Origin of the sequence: Acinetobacter sp. 102, from assembly GCF_037028485.1 — a bacterium.
GTDB classification, from domain to species: Bacteria; Pseudomonadota; Gammaproteobacteria; order Pseudomonadales; family Moraxellaceae; genus Acinetobacter; species Acinetobacter higginsii.
This window is the reverse complement of sequence record NZ_JAZEZK010000007.1, coordinates 20,229-39,413: the sequence shown is the minus strand read 5'-3', so window position 1 is coordinate 39,413 and position 19,185 is coordinate 20,229. Positions and strand designations below refer to the sequence as shown.

Below are 19,185 nucleotides of genomic sequence, written 5' to 3'. Positions count from 1 at the left end.
GCATCAAATATGCATGTCGCACAAAGGATGTGCCGAGATTATCCATGTGTAAGCAACTTTATACGAAATGCACCGCAGTGTCGACTAGGCAAAAACGGCAACTGTCTGTCTAAGTACCGCAATTAAGCGGTTTTCACGATCCCAGATATACGCATATTCAGTTGAATAACCATGTTCTGCATATTCAGTCACGACTTTGTATTTAAACCAATCTTGAATTTGATCCACAATCGGCTGCAAATAGGTAATCTGCCAAGTCAAGGAGCTGGCTGGTGCAGGCGTTTTAAACATAGGTAAAACCCCAGGTGGCCAGACATCCATCAGTGCAAACAGATCTGCCAATTGCATGTTACGGTTTGGATGCAAACTAGGTGCAAACCGCCCCCAGCCACCAAAATCAGGCACCTTACTGCCTGCCATTGGATAACTCCCTTCTGCCCAACACAATTCAAATTGCTGTAAACATTCGGGCATTAACCCCTCAATATAGAAGGTTTTATCCAGTTGTTCGGCCGTTGGATAGTCAGGAACTGTAGGTAAGTTTTGCACATGAATCCGCGATTCACGTTGTAGGCCAAAACTGGCCACCAAAATACTTTGTACCGCATCATCCTGCCAGAGTCGGATTTCTAAAGTCGTGACTGATTTTCCTTCACGTAATATTTCAGCACTGAGTCTGGCTCGTCCTTGTTGCACTGGGCCGACAAAAGTGATGTTACAGCTTAACAGTTGTTTTGCTGCATCTTGTACCGTACTCAGCGCCTTTTGGATCATCAGTCCGGCAATCAACCCGCCAAACACTGTCCGGCCTTGTAGCCAACCTGATGGAATATCGATCCATTCTTGTTGTTCAACCTGTTGATAGAGCGGAAGCAAGGACATCATTTTTCCTTCATCATCGAAATACACTATCTTTGAATGTTTTTCGCCATTTGTGAATGATCGTTTACACCGCAATATTGGGAAGATTGTGTCAATCGGTCAAATTACTCATGTAAAATTTTATAAATCGTCCGCGCCAGAACCTCACCTAACCCCGGGACTAACATCAACTCTTTTTCCGATGCTCTGAGTACCCCTTGTATCCCCCCAAAATGCGTCAATAAATCACGACGACGCTTTGGTCCAAGTCCGGGAATGGCTTCTAAGACTGAGCTACTACGGCGCTTATCGCGCTTGGCACGGTGTTTGGTGATCGCAAAACGATGCGCTTCATCACGCACCTGTTGAATGAGGTGTAGCGCTTTATGATCTTCTGGAAGCTGAATCTTGGTGCCATCGGTAAAATGTAATGTTTCCAATCCTGGCTTACGACCTTCACCTTTAGATACCCCGATCATAAAGGCATCCAGCTCTAGCTCTTGCATAACCTCCATCGCCATATGTAATTGTCCTTTACCTCCATCAATGAGCAGAAGATCAGGCAACATATTCTTTTTATAGCGACGGATCAAGGCTTGCCGCATTGCAGCATAATCATCGCCACCCGTAATATCCTGAATGGCAAATTGACGATAGTCCCTCTTTCGTGACCCACCTTGATCGAACACCACACAGGAAGCAATTGGTGCTTCGCCCATGGTATGACTAATATCAAAGCATTCAATCCGATCAATCGGACGTCCCACCACCTGTTCAAGCTGATGAAATCGTTCAGTTAACTCTAAATGATTACTGAGCTTACCTTTAATGGCATGCTGTACATTCATTTGAGCCAACTCTAACCATTCAGCTCGAGTCTCACGGATTTTATGCTTGATCTGTACCTTTTTATTAAAAGTTTGCTGTAACGCTTCTTCCAATTGTTTTTGATCTGGCACATCAACATTCACAATCAACTCTGTCGGCACTTCATCGGCAACTTGGAAGTAAAAGTTCGCCATAAAGTCACTGAGCATTTGTCCCAAATCATCACTTAGCATATCGGGGAAATAGCTTTTCCCGCCGAGCATGCGTCCATTACGCACATACATAATCTGGACGCAAGTCACCCCAGCTTGATAAGCAATCGCCAGAATATCAGCTTCACCTTTGATTTTAAACACCGCTTGTTGCGCCTGCACTTCACGAAGTAAAGACAAACGATCTCGATAGAACACCGCCTTTTCAAATTCCAGTGCTTCAGCCGCCTGCTCCATTTTCCCAATCAGTTCTTGATTTAGTTCTTTGGTATCGCCCTGAAGGAATCTAATCGAGTTATCAACATCTTCTTTATATTCTTCAGGACTAATCAAGCCGACGCAAGGCGCGGTACAGCGTTTAATCTGATATTGCAGACACGGACGTTTGCGCTGTGAAAAATAGCTGTTCTCGCATTGGCGAACATTGAACAGCTTCTGTAACACCAATAATGTGTCACGCGCGCTATAAGCACTTGGGTACGGCCCAAAAAACTTACCAATTTGATGCTTGCCCTTACCTCGTCCACTGGCAATCCGAGGATAGGGCTTGTCTGAAGAAACAAAGATATAGACGTAGGATTTATCGTCCCGCAGCATAATGTTATAAGGCGGACGGTGCAGCTTAATTAGGTTTTGCTCAAGCAATAGCGCTTCGGTTTCTGAACGTACCACCAAGCTTTCAATATCATAAATACGGGCAACCAAGGCCTGTGTTTTCGGATGCTCAATGGTTTTTACAAAATAGCTCGACACACGATTTTTTAGGTTTTTGGCTTTGCCTACATATAGTAATTCCCCATCTTTACCTAGCATTTTATAAACGCCAGGCAACTGAGTCATATGCGCCAGTATTTTTTCAATGTGTTCTCGAGCGTTTGGGTTCACGACATGCCTATTCTCTCTATTTACATCACATGATGTGATGTTTGCTCAATTTTTTTCAAGCCTTAAATGCGAATATCGTGTAAGCGCCAAGTTTATAAGTGATTTAACACTTCGAAAGGGTTTGATTTAAGGCCTTGCAAAACCTCTGTTTATCTTTAGGCGAAATCAAAATATGACTTGTAATTCCATCTTTCTGATAATCAATACGCAAACGATCCAAAGATAAAGCAGGAGATGAAATTAAATTATGGCTCGAGGATATTTTAATAATGTCAGATTTATTGATCTGCCACTTGAAGAACATCGAACGAATCGTTAAATGTTGTTCTGTCACAATATAACGCGTATTAAAAATCGGCCACCATAATAGAGCGATCGTCAGAAAATAGAGTACGGTATGTTCAGGATACTCCTGCATGGTGCCTTTCATATACATCGTCCATAAAAATTGCAGTAACAAGCCTGTCGTTGCAATCACTACACCCCAGAACCACCAATCAATTTTAGAACGAAACGTTTGCATAGATTTTCAAAGTGAATTGTTATGAATTAAAAATATTCTAAGCCAAATCCCATAAAAAAACGCCCTTTCGGGCGTTCATATTATTCAAACTTAAAAAACATAAGGACGAATAAAAATGAGGAAGAATAGACCGAGCATGATGAACCACTTCAAAAAGTAATACAGGGAACGGTTCGATTTCTTCAAAGCTTTGGCTTTAATACGAATCTGGTAAATATAGCCAAATGCTTTGTTTAAACCACCTGTTTGATCACCAGCTTCATTGGGTGAGCTCGCAGCCGTCATCACACTTTTACCAAACCAGTGATTAAACTTCTCCATAAAGCGGGTCTTTAATGGACGCTCTACATCTGCGAAGAAAATAATGCGGTTTTGGTCTGTGGTATTTTCAGCATAGTGAATATAGGTTTCATCAAAAACCACACTCTCACCATCACGCCAAGAATAGCGCTCACCATCGACATCGATAAAGCAGCGATCATCATTCGGTGTGATTAAACCTAAGTGATAACGTAATGAACCTGCATACGGGTCACGGTGACGAACCAAACGGCTATCGGGTGCCAGCTCAGTAAACATTGCGGCTTTAATCGTTGGCAATGTCTTTAACAAAGCGGTTGTTTTTGGACAAAGTTCGGCCGCTGATGGATGTGCCGAGTCGTACCATTTCAGATAGAACCGTTTCCAGCCTGTTTTAAAGAATGAGTTAAAGCCCAGGTCATCATAGCTACTTGAAGCTTTAATACCACCTTTGTCGTACAAAGCTTTAGCTTCATCACGAATCATTTCCCAATTTTCATCCAGCACTTTTAAGTCCTGAAAATGTTGAGTGTCGATATACGGTTGATTCGGCACTTTGGAAAACATGTACATTAAAAAGTTAATGGGTGCGAGAATCGTAGAATGGTCAAAAAACTGACGATAAAACGAATGCTTTACTTTACCACGGCGCTGAATATACAAAGCCGAAATGATAAAAATCGCTAATATGATCCACTTAATCATAGATTACTCTATCTTCTTAGCTGAAAACCAAATGCTCAGTTTGATGAATCAAATCTCAAAATCGCACTCAAAATAAGCTTGCTATTCTAGCAAATTTGTCGACTTAAATACCAATGAGCTTACCTAAATCGGACAAAAGCACTTTTAAAATTTCTCATCACAATCAAAGAGTAAACGCTCTATTTTAGTCGAAAAATTTATTTTTATTCATGATTTAGCAGTTCAAGTCCAAGATTACAATAAATTGATGACCCTAGCGTCACGGCTTGATACAACTTGTTATGTCCTTTTTGGATATAGTTATCGTAAGATTAGCGAAGCTTTTTTGTGTGCTGAAGCGCACACACGCTTTATGACATCCACTCAGAATCCTCCACAACAAGGGAGATCAGGCATGATCCACGCTGGCAATGCCATTACCGTCCAAATGCTTGCGGACGGAATTGCAGAATTCCGCTTTGACTTACAAGGTGAGTCGGTTAACAAGTTTAACCGTGCAACCATCGAAGACTTCCAAGCAGCGATTGCTGCAGTGAAAGCCAATAACGATATTAAAGGCTTAGTTGTTACCTCTGGCAAATCAACATTCATCGTTGGTGCTGATATCACTGAATTCGGCCAAAACTTCGCTGCAGGCGAGCAAGCGATTGTTGATTGGCTTATGCCTGTACACGAGATCTTCAACAGTTTTGAAGACTTAGATCTACCGAAAGTTGCTGCGATCAATGGTACAGCGCTTGGTGGTGGTTTTGAAATGTGCTTGGTGTGTGACTATCGTGTGATGTCAGAACAAGCGCAAGTGGGCTTACCAGAAATCAAATTGGGTATCTATCCTGGTTTTGGTGGTAGCGTACGTTTAAGCCGTTTAATCGGTATCGACAATGCCGTTGAATGGATGGCAATGGCGAACCCGAAAAAACCAGCTGCTGCACTAAAAGATGGTGCTGTAGATGCGGTTGTTGCTGCGGACAAATTACAAGAAGCTGCTGTTGATCTCGTTAAACAAGCCATTGCTGGTCGTTTGAACTGGAAAGCAAAGCGTCAAGAAAAATTAGACGCAATCAAATTGAACCCACTTGAACAAATGATGGCGTTCAATACGGCGAAAGGTGCGGTCCTTGCGAAAGCAAACCCTGCTCAATACCCTGCGCCAAAATTATTGCTTGATTCATTACAAGCTGGTGCAAGTTCAACACGTGATGACGCGTTAAAAGCAGAAGCACAAGGTTTTGCAAAAGCAGCGATTACACCACAAGCAGGTGCATTGATTGGTTTATTCATCAATGACCAAGTCGTGAAGAAAACTGCGAAAAAATATGAGAAAGGTGCTCACCCTGTTAACCAAGCAGCTGTATTAGGTGCGGGTATCATGGGTGGTGGTATTGCTTACCAAGCGGCAAGCAAAGGCACACCAATCATCATGAAAGACATTGGTAACCCACAACTTGCACTCGGTATGAAAGAAGCGAATGGCTTGCTCACTAAGCAAGTTGAACGCAAGAAAATGAAACCAGCGCAAATGGGTGAAACACTGGCTCGCATCCGCCCAACTTTAAGCTATGACGAGTTTAAAGAAGTGGATATCGTGATCGAAGCCGTGACTGAAAATCCAAAAGTAAAAGAAATCGTGCTTGCTGATACTGAAAAGCATGTTCGTGAAAATACAATCATTGCATCTAACACATCAACAATTTCAATTACACGTTTGGCGAAAGCATTACAACGTCCTGAAAACTTCGTTGGTATGCACTTCTTCAACCCAGTACACATGATGCCACTTGTAGAAGTGATTCGTGGGGAAAAGACTTCTGAAGAAGCGATTGCAACAACTGTTGTTCTTGCTCAAAAAATGGGTAAAACACCAATCGTTGTCAACGACTGCCCAGGTTTCCTCGTGAACCGTGTATTGTTCCCTTACTTTGGTGCATTTGACCTTCTTGTCAAAGATGGTGCAGATTTCCAACAAGTTGACAATGTGATGGCGAAATTCGGCTGGCCTATGGGTCCTGCATACTTGATCGACGTTGTTGGTATCGATACAGGTGTTCATGGCGCAGAAGTGATGGCTGAAGGTTTCCCTGACCGTATGAAGCCAGACTACAAAGGTTCTATCGAAGCGATGTACGAAGCAAAACGTCTTGGTCAAAAGAATGACGTTGGTTTCTACAAGTACGTGTTAGACAAGAAAGGTAAGAAAGCGAAAACTGTTGATCCAACAGCATACGAAATCATTGCACCTTTCGTGACTGGCGAAAAACGCGAGTTTGATAACCAAGAAATCATCGACCGTATGATGCTTGCTTTCTGTAACGAAACAGTTCGTTGCTTAGAAGACAACATCGTTGCAACTGCTTCTGAAGCAGATATGGCGATGATCATGGGTGTAGGTTTCCCTCCATTCCGTGGTGGTCCATGCCGTTACATCGACCAAACAGGTGTTGCTGAATACGTTGCGCTTTGCGACAAATATGCACACTTAGGTAAGGCTTATGAAGCGCCACAAATGTTGCGTGACATGGCTGCTAACAACACAAAATTCTACGGTTAAGGAGCGACGTGAATGGCTACTTTAAATCCACGTGACGTTGTGATTGTTGATGGCGTTCGTTCTGCCATGGGCAAATCACGTAACGGTATGTTCCGCAATGTACGTGCCGACAGTTTATCTGCTGAATTAGTACGTGCACTTGTTGCTCGTAACCAGTTTGATACCAACGAAGTTGAAGATGTAATTTGGGGCTGTGTCAACCAAACTTTAGAGCAAGGTATGAACATTGCTCGTAACATTGGTTTATTGGCTGACATTCCAAAAACTGCTGGCGGTCAAACAGTAAACCGTCTTTGTGGTTCTTCAATGCAAGCAATCCACACGGCGGCTGCACAAATTGCAACTAACCAAGGTGATGTATTCATCATTGGTGGTGTTGAGCACATGGGCCACGTCGGTATGATGCACGGCATCGACCTCAACCCAGAAGCGTCTAAACACTATGCCAAAGCATCGAACATGATGGGCTTAACCGCTGAAATGTTAGGTCGTATGAACGGTATCTCTCGTGAAGAACAAGATGCGTTTGGTGTTGAATCTCACCGTCGTGCTTGGGCTGCAACTCAAGAAGGTCGTTTCAAAAACGAAATCGTTGGTGTTGAAGGTCATGATGCTAATGGCTTCAAAATCCTTTGCGACATCGATGAAGTGATTCGTGCGGATGCTAACCTTGAAGCATTCAAAGCATTGAAACCAGTTTTCGATCCTAAAGGTGGTTCAGTCACAGCAGCTACGTCTTCTGCGCTTTCTGACGGCGCATCTGCAATGTTGCTTATGTCTGCTGAACGTGCTCAAGCATTGGGTTTAAAACCACGTGCTGTAATTCGTTCAATGGCGATTGCAGGTTGTGATGCTGCGATCATGGGTTATGGTCCAGTACCAGCAACTCAAAAAGCGCTTAAACGTGCGGGTTTAACCATGGCGGATATCCAAACCATCGAATTAAACGAAGCATTTGCTGCTCAAGGCTTATCAGTCATGAAAGGCTTAGGCGTTTATGACAAACAAGACATCATCAACTTGAATGGTGGCGCGATTGCATTGGGTCACCCATTGGGCTGTTCTGGTGCGCGTATCACAACAACCTTGTTGAACGTGATGGAACAACAAGATACACAAATCGGTCTTGCGACCATGTGTATCGGTCTTGGTCAAGGTATCGCGACCATTATCGAACGTGTTTAATCGACACTAAGATAAAAAGAAAATCCCCGCATTTTGCGGGGATTTTTTTATACGATCAAAATTCGTTTCATGGTTGTATAGAATTCTTAAAATACAAATGCCCACTGTAGACAGAACAATACACGGCAAATTATGATCGCTATTCCAACAAATAATAAGGTTCTAACAATGTTTAAAAATATGGCAGCCGATTTAATGGGAACCAGTGATATCGGTAAGATTATTGAACCTCAAGATTATGATAAAACGGATATTGATGACTATATTTTCCATGAAGACAATGAAAAAATCTTCTTCCTCATCAAAGCAAAAACGGATGAATACTGCTTTACCAACACCGCATTTATCCATCTCGATGGTACCAGTGCTGTTAGCAAGAAAAGAACCCTAAATCGTTATCCCTACAAACACTATCAAATCAGCCGAGTACTACTTGAAACTGCTGGAACCATTGATCGCGATGTTGAAATCAAGTTCCAGTTGGGTGGTGCAGCTTATTCAATTGATATTGAGAAAGCTCAAATCGAGAAAGTGCGCGATTTATATAAAGCGTTGTTTAGTATTTGTGAAGCTTGCAAAGAAATTGAACGCCAATACACCACTCTGGTTCAAACACAGCAAGCCGTAAACAGTATGTTCTCGCTGCGTGAGTTGCCAGAACAGGTGTTACTGAATCTACCTGATATTATTTCGCAAACGACCCTGCAAGTTGAAAACAAGTTTACCGAGCGTCGCAAACAAATAGAAGACTATGATTTTTCGGCTATTTTTGAACGCTATCTGAAGCAATAAGACAAAATCCCCGTAATATGCGGGGATTTTTTTATTCAATTCGGTAATTTAATATGGCTGTTTAAAGCCTCTTAGCCCATCTTGAATTTGCTGCTGTAATCGCAAAATATCATCGGCATTCAACTTAATCGTACCATTGCGAATTCCGTCAATATTATTTCGATTAATATTCAATGGTTCCAGCATTTTAAAAATGCCATTGGTTGGATCAGAAGACTGTAAACCTGATGCAACAGCAAGAATGTATTGCTGCAAAACCGGTGAGTATTGGGATAGATCTGGCTGTGCTGCTACAGGCTGATAATTAACACTCACAGGGTTTTCACTGACACCTGCATTCTGCATGTCATTATGCATTTTATAGACATAATGCTGTAGCGCCTGACGAACTTGCTTGTCTTCTTGAAAGGGAACAAAACCCACTTCTTCACGTAGTTCAGATTCAGCCATGACCCGAATGGTCGGCAATGAGGTCACTTCATCATTTGCCTGTACGACAGGCATGCCCATAAAAGCCAATGCAGTGATCAGGACGGATCGTTTTAGAAAATTCATCGTTTGCTCCAAACATCCCTCATCCATAAGAAGATAATGAGTTAAATAAAAGCATCTAAGAAATAGGCTACAACAAAGTTTGATTTGATTCAGTACAGGTCAGATAAACGGTAAATATCAATCAAATTTAAATTCAGGCACAAATGTATTCTGTCACTACAAGTTTTGGTTAAAGCTCATAAATTAAACTAAAAGTATCTCACTTGAATGTGCGATTCATATTGTTGGAATTTTTGTTTATAGTGACTGTTCAAATTGAATCTAAAAAACAAACAATGAATTTTAAACTATTCAATCAGAAAATATTGAGCTGCTGTTTATTGTCTTGCTTATTTATGACAGGTTGCTCAAGTAATCGAGTTATTGGTGAAACCACACGAGATTTATTCACAAAATATGAATCTGGTCATCAATGGACAACATTAATCGAAGATGACGTAGTTGCCTTTGCTAAACCCTCCATTCCCCTACCCAATGAACCGACGGATAGCATTATCATTGCAGGAAAACAATATAGCTATGTGATTAACAAAGGCGGAGCCGAATTTGTGCAATTGCTTAACCAGCTTAATCCTCAGTATATTCAGATCAGTCGTGATTTAGATTTTATTGCCCCAGCGGCTGATAGCAATCGCTTTAGCGGGAAATTTAGATTTGCTTATACTCCTGCAAATGGAAATCTCAGCGAAAAAGAGCAAGCACTATTTAAGCAATATGGTGTAGCTCCCTGTCACTGCATCAACAAACAAGAACCGCATCGTTTTGAATTAAGTCTTGAAGGCACGGTTTATCCTGCGATCAGTACCATTCAATCCCTACAACCACTATCAAAACTATATCACGTTAGAATTCAATATCTTGACTACAAGAGTGGTAAAGTCCCATTATCGACTAAAGAAAAGTTGGCGCATTTGCCACTACTTCCCTTTACACTCACCCTCGATGCAATTGTTTTGCCTTCTAAAGTTCTGGGTGTTATTTATCAACCCTAATATGATCGATCCTCACCATACAATAATGACAACCTTCAATCCAATCTAAGGCGCAGCTCTAAGCTTTAAAATATAAGGAACACATGGATGTTTACATCTCAAAGAAAGACCGTAATCGCACTAGCAACAATAGCAGGACTCGCGACAGGCTGTGCCACTTCGACACTGATCAAAAAAGACAACCGTTCCTACACCCGTACCGCCAAAGTCACCTTGATTGAAGACAATGTGGTGGCTTTTGGTCGACCTGCACAAACTGCTGCAAATTTACCGAAAGACAGTATCGTCATTGCAGGCCAGAAGAACAGTTATATCCTCACTCAGGGCGGTGCACAATTCGTCACTCTCATCAGCAAACTTGATCCTAGAAACATTCAAATCACTCGAGACCTCAATTTCTATTCAGAAAGGAATGATGGCCATTTTTCAGGAACCTTGCCACTTTCCTATGTGAAGCTGAAAGAAGACCTAAGCAAGAAAGATCTGGAATTCTTTATTGAAAATGGCGCCAAAGAGTGCTCATCCTCAAGTGATGAGCGTATGCGGGCGCAACGCTTCTGCTTTGATATCAAGCTTGCAGGTGTGGTCTATCCTGCGGCCAATAACCTCAACGCATTAAAAGCCCTGAGCAAACCTTATCAAGTCACCATTTATACCCAGAAAGAAGAAAACTATAAATCTAAATCTGGCTTGAATCCTTTTGAAAAACTGGTACTGCTGCCTTTTGCAGTCGCGATTGACGTGGTCAGCCTTCCTTTCCAAGCTGCGGACAAGATTTTTGATTAACGCTACAAAATAAAGCCTTCTCTAACAGAATGATGAAGTGACTAACTATGCGTTTCCTCTTCATCATCCCCTTCAAAAGTCTTGGAAATCTTCTCGATATTAAGACTCTTCGCCATCGCATCAAAGATGTTCTTATACACCCCTTGTTGCTGATAGAGTTGATGATGCTCACCATGTTCCACGATCATGCCATCCTGCATCACATAGGTATAATCCGCATCTATAATCTGCGACAAGCTATGCGAGATGATAATCACAGTTCGCCCCTGCTTGATCTCATCCAAACTATGCTTGATCTGCTCAGTTGCAATCGCATCCAAACTTGCAGTCGGTTCATCCAGAAAAATAATCGGGGGATTCTTCAAGAACATGCGTGCAATGGCAATCCGTTGTTGCTGGCCGCCTGAAAGCAATAAGGCATCGGATTGATAGGCCAGCGGTAACTTGAGAATCTGCTCATGAATCGAGGCTTTCTTTGCCGCAAGGATGATTTCATCCTGCGTCGCATCCATCTTGCCATAACGGATATTTTCCTCAATTGTACCCTGAAAAATATGATTTTTTTGCAGGACTAAACCAATATGATCACGTAAATATTGGGTATCTATTTCGGTCAATGCGCTTCCATTCAGTAAAATTTCACCTGACTGCGGTAAATAGAATTTATCTAATAGACTAATCAAAGTTGATTTCCCCGCACCAGACAAGCCCACCAAAGCCGTGATTTTATTGGGTTGTATGGTGAGGTTGATGTCTTTCAGTGCATGAAAACCATTGGGATAGAAAAAATTCACCTGTTTTAATTCAAACTTACCCGTCAGTGGTTGTGGTCTCAATTCTCCAGAGGTTTCTATTTCATCATCTGCTTCTAAAATTTTGAAAAAGCTTTCTGCATAAATCATCGCATCATTCACTTCATCATAGATGCGATGTAGGGAACGAATCGGTGCTGAGACATTGTTGAATAACAGAATATGAAACATGATCATACCGATGCTCATATCACCAACCAGAACAAAATAGGCCGTTAAAATAATAATAAAGACCACGCCGATCTGTTCAATAAAGGTTTTTAAGCCATCAAATAGAAAACTGAGTTGGCGGGTTCGCATCTGATCATCGGTCAGTTGTTTTTGCAAAGTCAGCTGTTTTTCCGCCTCAATTTGCTCACGGTTAAAGGACTTAATCACTGTGATCGACTGAATGATACTTAAAGTACCCTGACTTTTACGTTCGCGGCCATCACGTAAATTACGTCGTGTCCCGCTGAGTTTCTGCGCCTGCTTAAAGGTAATCCAGAAATAAATCGGCACAATACTCAACGCCACCAAACCAATCCAAAAATTGGCATAGAACATTAGGCACAGGGCGATGATGGCACTGCTAAACAATGGAAAAATATCAATAAAGAAGATCTGTACCAATCGGGTAATCGAACCGATCCCTCGATCAATCCGAGTCTGTAATTTTCCTGCTTGGTTATCATCTTGGGTAAAAAAAGCCAGACGGTATTGTAGAAACTTCACGATGATCGACTGTGCCACATCTTGTGAAATCAAAATTCGTAATTTCTCGCCAAAGAACTTTTGTCCAAACTGAAGAAAAATATTCAGCACTTCTTTGCTCAATAAAATCACACTGATGGTGAGCAGAATATGCCAGCCTGCATTTAAACCCTGCCCTGACTCCACCACCGCATTAATCTGATCGACTGCATACTGCAAGGTGAGCGCATTGACCTGTGCGGTTAATGCACCAATCAAAGTCAGTACCAGTGTCACTGCAACCAGCCACTTATAGGGAAGCACAAATGGTTTTACTTTATGAAACAGCTGCCATAAATTCATATTCTTGAGGTCTACCTCTTCTACGTCTAGGCTGAAAACTACCTGATCGATCTTAATTACAGTTCTTCTTCTAAAACCTCAGCATTATTTTGTTTAATCTTCTCCATCTTGGCATTCAGCTTTAACACATCTTGATAGAGTGTGTTGAATTTTTTCACTTGAGCGGTCTCGCGAAACAAGATCATTTTATCCTGCCTTTGCCACTGATATGTCTTCAGCATATCGAACATGGCCTGGGCCTTTTCAATGATTTGCTGCTCGATTGGGAAAATATCATGCGCTTTATCCGCTTTCAGATTATTCTCCAATTTGGCTTGGAGCGAACTTCGCATTTCATTCTGGATTGCCAAACTTTTTGCCTGCTGCATAGAACTGGCTTGGATTTGTTGCCGTGCCTGCTCATATTCAGCAGATGCTTTGCGCACCTGCAAAAACATCTGTTCAGTGTCCTTATAGTTCTGCTTGCGATCCTGATCCAGACGCTCAACATCTAAAAAGGTATCCCAATTGGCGGCTTTAAGTTCACGTAAATAATGATTACGGGCTTCTACATTTTGCATCCAGTAGTTCAGAAGAAACTCAGACATCAATTTATAATCGCCAGATAAGCGATCATCATGAATATTCAGTTGTACTGGGGTCGACCAGTCTTGTGCCTGATCATAAAGTTCACGCATTTTCTCAGACATAACCACCTCAAACATCTGCTGATTATTGATGGCACGCTGTTTCAGGCTATGCTGATAAAAGAAAAATGAACCAATACAAAGGACTACAATAGTCACAAAGATTAAAAAACGGCGCATATTGCCTCCAAGTATCATTATATTTTTTATGTTCTGAATCTGAGTTTAATTGATAAAACACATGCAGTTATAGTCCTTTTTATTTCACTTCTCGTAACGGAGCATTACATTTTCATCGCTTTAAATTCTACACGTTCGCCCCTATTATCTGTTTAACGAGAATTGAAGAGATCCACCATGCGTGTAGATATTTGGTCAGATGTGGTCTGTCCGTTTTGTTATATCGGTAAAAAACGTCTTGAACATGTTGCCCAAGAAGCGGGTATTGAATTAGACATTCACTGGCATAGTTTTGAACTGGATCCAAATGCACCTGCTAAACACGACACCTCAAATACTGAACGCTTAGCCAAAAAGTATGGTCGTAGTTATGCGGAAATGGAAGAAATGGAACGTAATGTTGCAGCCATGGCCGCAGTAGAAGGTATCGACTTTCAATGGCAGAAAGCCAATTCAGGCAATAGCTTCAATGCACACCGCATTATTCACCTTGCACAAAGTAAGGGTTTGGGAAATGAAGCGAAAGAAGCATTCTTCCATGCTTACATGACTGAAGGTCTTGCGATTGGTGAGCGTGAAGTGGTTGAAGAAATTGCCTCACGTATCGGTCTAGACAATGCCGAAGTGGAATATGTACTAGACTCGGATGAACTTGCAGATTTTGTGCGTCATGATGAGCAAATTGCCCATGAACAACTCAAAGTGACTGGCGTACCATTCTTTGTCTTTGATCAAAAACTGGCACTTTCAGGTGCGCAACCTCGTGAGATTTTCTTACAGGCGATGCAGCAAGCACAGTCAGAATCAACTGAAGAAATTGAGCAAACCGATGCAGCTCAATGTAATGATGATCAATGCGAAATTAAGCCTTAAGCTTGATTAAGCCTAAAACCGTTTTCACCTCCGTATGAAAGCGGTTTTTTTAATCTTAAAATTTTCATATTCCCCTTTGGTTTCAGTCTTTTATCTTTGAATAAATACCGTTTATCGACAGTCATAATTATTTCAATAATGATGTATTTTTATTTGCTGAGCTTTTCACCAAGAGATATGTGAAAGTGATCACAACTTATCCATAAATTTATAGATAATTTTTTATCTTATGATCTATTTATTCGATTTATTATTTTAAAATGTTTTTATTTTCAAAGAGAAACCATGATCTATATCTCGATTTAGAATACGTAAATGAGATTTTATACTAACTTGACCGCTATAGATTTTACCTCCTTTTCTTCTATAATCGTCATAAAGTGACAATCTTTTGTGATGAAAATGTTGAGTGACGATCTCTTTTAACACAGGTCAAATTACAAACAAATAGATCCAAAGATCAACGCACTTGTCACACGTATAAGACAGCATACTTTATCGACTATAACTGATTACAACCTGTTTGAAATTGCTGTCACTTTGTCCTAATTCATGATTTAAAAACAGGCTCAAGCCTATCTCTAAGGAAACAATCGATGGACGTATTAGAGAAAGCACTCTTGGTTGACGAGCTCAAAACCCTCGTCGACGGGCTGAATGATGATAAAACATCACTTTTTGAAATTGCTAAGTCAAAACAACGCATCAAAGACATTTGCGCATCTTGCGACGATCCTCACTTTCAGGATCAGCTCAGCCCATTTAAAGAATTTATTCTGAATGAAGAATTTTCTGCCGATGACTTAGCGCTTTATGGCTACACCTTGACTTACCGCGGTACTTATAACTTTATGGGGCGTGTCGAAAATGCCTTGTTTGCTTCGGCAGATATGGGCTGGGCCGCATTACGTCAAGCACAGCATTGGCAAGTTTGGGTGATTCGCCCTGCACTGTCATTCCTGAAAAGCCCTTGGCTCAACTCCTCTAAAGATGCCTTACAATGGCTACAGAGCCATGCCAGTGAGTATGTTAAAACAGACTACGAATTACAGAATTTAATCCCAATATTAGAACCCATTCAAGCTGATGACGCTGAAAAGGCTGCAAATAAAGATAGCCTGTCCATTATTAAGGAACAAACAGCTCAGTTTAAGTCACAACTCGATGCCATTATTCAAGAAAAAATTCAACCGGCTCAGATTACTCCTTCTGCTCAAGCTACAGCACGTGTCAAACCGAGTTTTAGACAAAGTCCTGTTGCTTCTGCAAATCTTAACAAGGCCAAACCCTTGGCATTGAATGATTTTAGTTTAGATGGCTTACTCTGTAGATTGGAGCGGATTGATGCTCGCACTTTTCCATCGCTATATCGGGTCGATCTGCATAACGAGATCGATCAGAATATAAAAATTGATTGGCTCTATCTCAAAGCTGAGAATGAAGCACAACCACTTTGGGGATCAGCACAAATTTTTATTGCTGAGCAACTTTATGCACAAGGCCAATTTTCACATTACGTGGTCTTAGTCGGAACTCATAGTGTTGAATATGCAACCACGATTTTACAGGCCTATACCGATCAACGTCATACGCGAACCAGTTCTATTCATCAAACCAGCTGGAATAATTTTAAACAACATTATCATCAACATGAGACCTTGTTTAATGAATGCATTATGAATGGCACTTTGGTCTGGCAGCGTGATCAACGCGTCTATCCATATATTCCAGCATCCTTTATTAACATACAGAAATTCATTCCCTTTGATGAGACTGCTGCGACCTTCTTTACGCCCGTGATTTTACTACGAGAGCGTCAAAAAATACGTGTCATCCATGGCTTAGAGCGTGTGAAGTTGTCCAATGAAGATCAAGCCTATCCATATCTATTACTCGATCGTACCGATGGCTATACATGGCAGCTGATTCGTCAAGTCATTAGCCGTTTACCGCAACCCATTTCAGTACATGATCTTTATCAGGCACTCGAAAATAGCGCTCTGCCTGAATCATCTTAAACCAGACACAGCTATACTTTTTAATTCAGGTTGTCTTATGCTGTGACTCGACTATTGGCTGTTTTTTCCAAAAGGATTTGGATCAGCTAGTCTGCTTTTATTTCACTAAGCCCTTATGATTTCTAGCATTTTTATACAGCTAAATTGCTGTTTTTTGTTTCTAATACTTGATTTTATTGCCTCAATCATCAAAAGTTAACATAAGAACAATATATAAGCCTTCATTATGAATAATTTACAGCAAATGGTACCGACACGTATCTTTTTTGCTTTGCTAACACTTTCACTGGGTACGTTGAGTGTTACCAACGCAGAAAGCAACGCTCAAAACCAGCAGCCGAATTCTGCTACGAATGCGACCACAGTAAATAGCGATGAGAATGCATTGGACTATATTCCACGCTGGGTTGATGCCACGCCAACGATCTTTCCTGCACAATCCAATCAATCCACAGTCCCAGCGACTGCCGAAACTGAAGACAAAACTTGGGCGGATAAAAAACAACGTAGTATCCGTGAATGGGCGGATCGTACTTCGGTCAAAATTGATGATTGGTTTGGCGATGTCGATCCTGAAAATCCAGCCTCAGCTACTATCCGAGTGATGCTGGATAACTACTGGAACGAACATGATGGTTATGAAGTCAAGCCACGTATTCGCGGTAAAATTAAATTACCAACCTTAGAAAAAAAAGTTAGTGTGGTGTTTGGTGATGACTCTTTAGACGATGAGTTTAAAAATAATGTTGCCAATACCAATAACCAGCCCAATTCAGATCCGGATAAAAAGTTTGACTCCAAACAAACCCGAGACAGTAACGGCTCCTTAGCCTTACGTTGGTCAAATTTTTCCAAGAAACTGCCTTTTGAAACCGATGCTGACCTTGGTATTCGCTCAGGCAGTGATATTTATGCCCGCCTAAGAGCGGAAAAACATTGGGATCTACGCAATGATTTCCGCTTTAATGCAGAACAAATCTATCGCTATGGCAGCAAAAGTGAGAATTATTTAAGAACTAATTTAGAATTGATCCATGCGCGTCCGAATCAACCCTTTATCTCCAATCAGTTCAGTTTGACCTACGCGGACAAGCAGGATGATGATCTATGGTGGGATAACCGTCTTTTCCGTCAACACCAGTTCTTTGCACATAACAACTTCAATTATGGCATTTATACCGGTGGCTATTACAATAAAGATGAACTCCGTTTAAACAGTTGGGGACCTTTCGTATCTTGGCGACAACCGCTTTGGCGTGAATGGTTCTATGTGCAAGGCGATCTGAATTATTTTAATGATCATCGAGAAGACCGTAATCATTTTGTCAGTACATTCGTTCGGCTCGAGACTTTATTCTAGTACTGAAATGATCTGTCATAATGCCCAGTTGGAATTCCAATTGGGCATTTTTATTTAAAAAAATGAAGTCCAGTAAATAAATGATTAAGCTTAAACTGCTATGCTTGTTTTCTTTTATTTTTCTTCACGTTAACATGGATCAACGATACGCTTTGGCTGTGTATTTATTGATTGTAGGCAATCTTTGCCTCGGTGAGCTACTTACACACTTCTTTCCAATGTTCTTACCGCTCAGCAGGCATTTCACCCGCGCATCACATGTATTTTTAGATCAAAAGACCTGGCATCCTCACACTCAGAAACAAGCCACAAAAACGCTTGCTTGCGATGTTGCAACAGAAAGGCCTGAAGATCAGCTCAGTGATGCACAACTAAGTCAGGAATTGATGGCCGTTTTTGGTGAAGACTCATTATGGCAACGTGCACAACAGCCGCCACTCATAAAAAAGCTTGGTAAAACCAGCAAGCATCCATCGCATAAAAATATCAATACGCCCAATCCCGTCAGCGCGAGTTGGAGTACGATTTCAAGCTGGTTACCCTTTAACAATGATCTGGACTTAGGTTCGAACTCCAATACTGATATTTATGTGCAATTTCTTGCCAAGAAGCAATGGAACTTACATTCAGGACTGAATCTGGATACGGCGCAAATCTTTCGTTATGGCTCAAGCAGTAAAAACTATGCCGAAACCAATCTGAATTTAACCCAGAACTTTCAGCAACAGGCACTATTTTCGACTCAATTCAATCTGTCGAAGACCCAAGATGAAGACTACACTTGGCGTAATCGAACTTTCCAAAAGTTGCATTTGCTCTCCAAAGACAACCTCAGCTATGGCATCGTCAGTGAAGGCGATTATGAAAAGAAAGAACTTCGAGTCAATCAATGGGGACCTTATTTTTCTTGGAAACGTCCGATTTGGCGTAACTGGCTGTATATGCAAAATGATTTGAATTATTTAAATGTTCCTGCCGATAAACAGGACAATCATTTCAGCTATCAAATGAGCTTTGAAGCCCACTTCTGATGAAAATAACAACACCACTGTGGATAACTTGAAAGTTATCCATACACATAAAAAACCTCCGCCGAAGCAGAGGTTTTT

Annotated in this window: 16 protein-coding genes; 9 read left to right on the top strand and 7 right to left on the bottom strand. The window is 41.3% G+C overall.

The genetic code is table 11. The features are described 5' to 3' along the window. Window positions 1-84: 84 nt before the first annotated feature. From WA352_RS08470 to lpxO, 4 genes are all read right to left on the bottom strand, one after another. On the bottom strand, window positions 85-882 hold the full coding sequence (locus WA352_RS08470; protein ID WP_004802286.1) for a thioesterase family protein: 798 nt from the start codon (window positions 880-882) through the stop codon (window positions 85-87). A gap of 104 nt (window positions 883-986) precedes the next feature. Further along, window positions 987-2,786 carry an excinuclease ABC subunit UvrC gene (uvrC, locus tag WA352_RS08465; protein WP_005314917.1) on the bottom strand — a complete coding sequence of 600 codons (1,800 nt, stop codon included), beginning with the start codon at window positions 2,784-2,786 and terminating at the stop codon, window positions 987-989. A 103-nt stretch (window positions 2,787-2,889) separates the two neighbouring features. Next, the gene (locus WA352_RS08460; RefSeq protein WP_336142091.1) at window positions 2,890-3,309 is read right to left on the bottom strand and encodes a PH domain-containing protein; all 420 of its coding nucleotides are present in this window, start codon (window positions 3,307-3,309) and stop codon (window positions 2,890-2,892) included. A gap of 90 nt (window positions 3,310-3,399) precedes the next feature. Then, window positions 3,400-4,314, bottom strand: a complete 915-nt coding sequence (lpxO, locus tag WA352_RS08455) for a lipid A hydroxylase LpxO (protein ID WP_004802281.1) — start codon at window positions 4,312-4,314, stop codon at window positions 3,400-3,402. A 394-nt stretch (window positions 4,315-4,708) separates the two neighbouring features. Between lpxO and fadB the strand changes: the two genes are divergently transcribed. The 3 genes from fadB to WA352_RS08440 all read left to right on the top strand — a co-directional run bounded on the left by fadB (window position 4,709) and on the right by WA352_RS08440 (window position 8,839). Then, on the top strand, window positions 4,709-6,862 hold the full coding sequence (fadB, locus tag WA352_RS08450) for a fatty acid oxidation complex subunit alpha FadB (RefSeq protein ID WP_004802278.1): 2,154 nt from the start codon (window positions 4,709-4,711) through the stop codon (window positions 6,860-6,862). Window positions 6,863-6,874: 12 nt separating this feature from the next. After that, window positions 6,875-8,047: an acetyl-CoA C-acyltransferase FadA gene (gene fadA, locus WA352_RS08445; protein ID WP_004802276.1), complete on the top strand. Its 1,173-nt coding sequence runs from the start codon at window positions 6,875-6,877 to the stop codon at window positions 8,045-8,047. 168 nt (window positions 8,048-8,215) lie between these two features. After that, window positions 8,216-8,839, top strand: a complete 624-nt coding sequence (locus tag WA352_RS08440) for a PH domain-containing protein (protein ID WP_005314910.1) — start codon at window positions 8,216-8,218, stop codon at window positions 8,837-8,839. 48 nt (window positions 8,840-8,887) lie between these two features. Here the strand turns inward: WA352_RS08440 and WA352_RS08435 are convergent, their stop codons facing one another. Next, window positions 8,888-9,394 (bottom strand): hypothetical protein, encoded by a 507-nt coding sequence (locus WA352_RS08435; RefSeq protein ID WP_005314907.1) that lies wholly within the window; start codon window positions 9,392-9,394, stop codon window positions 8,888-8,890. A 275-nt stretch (window positions 9,395-9,669) separates the two neighbouring features. Here WA352_RS08435 and WA352_RS08430 point away from each other — a divergent pair, with 275 nt between their 5' ends. Further along, window positions 9,670-10,386, top strand: a complete 717-nt coding sequence (locus WA352_RS08430) for a hypothetical protein (protein WP_032859206.1) — start codon at window positions 9,670-9,672, stop codon at window positions 10,384-10,386. A gap of 87 nt (window positions 10,387-10,473) precedes the next feature. Next, a complete protein-coding gene (locus WA352_RS08425) occupies window positions 10,474-11,172 on the top strand; it encodes a hypothetical protein (protein ID WP_005314896.1) in 699 nt (232 codons plus the stop codon). Between the two features lie 41 nt (window positions 11,173-11,213). Here the strand turns inward: WA352_RS08425 and WA352_RS08420 are convergent, their stop codons facing one another. Together WA352_RS08420 and WA352_RS08415 are read right to left on the bottom strand one after the other, a co-directional pair. Next, window positions 11,214-13,019, bottom strand: coding sequence for an ABC transporter ATP-binding protein (locus WA352_RS08420; RefSeq protein WP_005314893.1), 1,806 nt, complete (start codon window positions 13,017-13,019; stop codon window positions 11,214-11,216). 56 nt (window positions 13,020-13,075) lie between these two features. Then, window positions 13,076-13,825, bottom strand: a complete 750-nt coding sequence (locus WA352_RS08415; protein WP_005314890.1) for a hypothetical protein — start codon at window positions 13,823-13,825, stop codon at window positions 13,076-13,078. 177 nt (window positions 13,826-14,002) lie between these two features. Here WA352_RS08415 and WA352_RS08410 point away from each other — a divergent pair, with 177 nt between their 5' ends. From WA352_RS08410 to WA352_RS08395, 4 genes are all read left to right on the top strand, one after another. After that, entirely contained in the window at window positions 14,003-14,698 is a 696-nt protein-coding gene (locus WA352_RS08410; protein WP_004802262.1) for a DsbA family oxidoreductase, read from the top strand. Window positions 14,699-15,294: 596 nt separating this feature from the next. Next, a complete protein-coding gene (locus WA352_RS08405; RefSeq protein ID WP_005314886.1) occupies window positions 15,295-16,716 on the top strand; it encodes a hypothetical protein in 1,422 nt (473 codons plus the stop codon). 226 nt (window positions 16,717-16,942) lie between these two features. Continuing rightward, window positions 16,943-18,076: a hypothetical protein gene (locus WA352_RS08400; protein ID WP_005314884.1), complete on the top strand. Its 1,134-nt coding sequence runs from the start codon at window positions 16,943-16,945 to the stop codon at window positions 18,074-18,076. Between the two features lie 134 nt (window positions 18,077-18,210). Further along, the gene (locus WA352_RS08395; protein WP_005314882.1) at window positions 18,211-19,107 is read left to right on the top strand and encodes a hypothetical protein; all 897 of its coding nucleotides are present in this window, start codon (window positions 18,211-18,213) and stop codon (window positions 19,105-19,107) included. The last annotated feature ends 78 nt before the right edge of the window (window positions 19,108-19,185 follow it).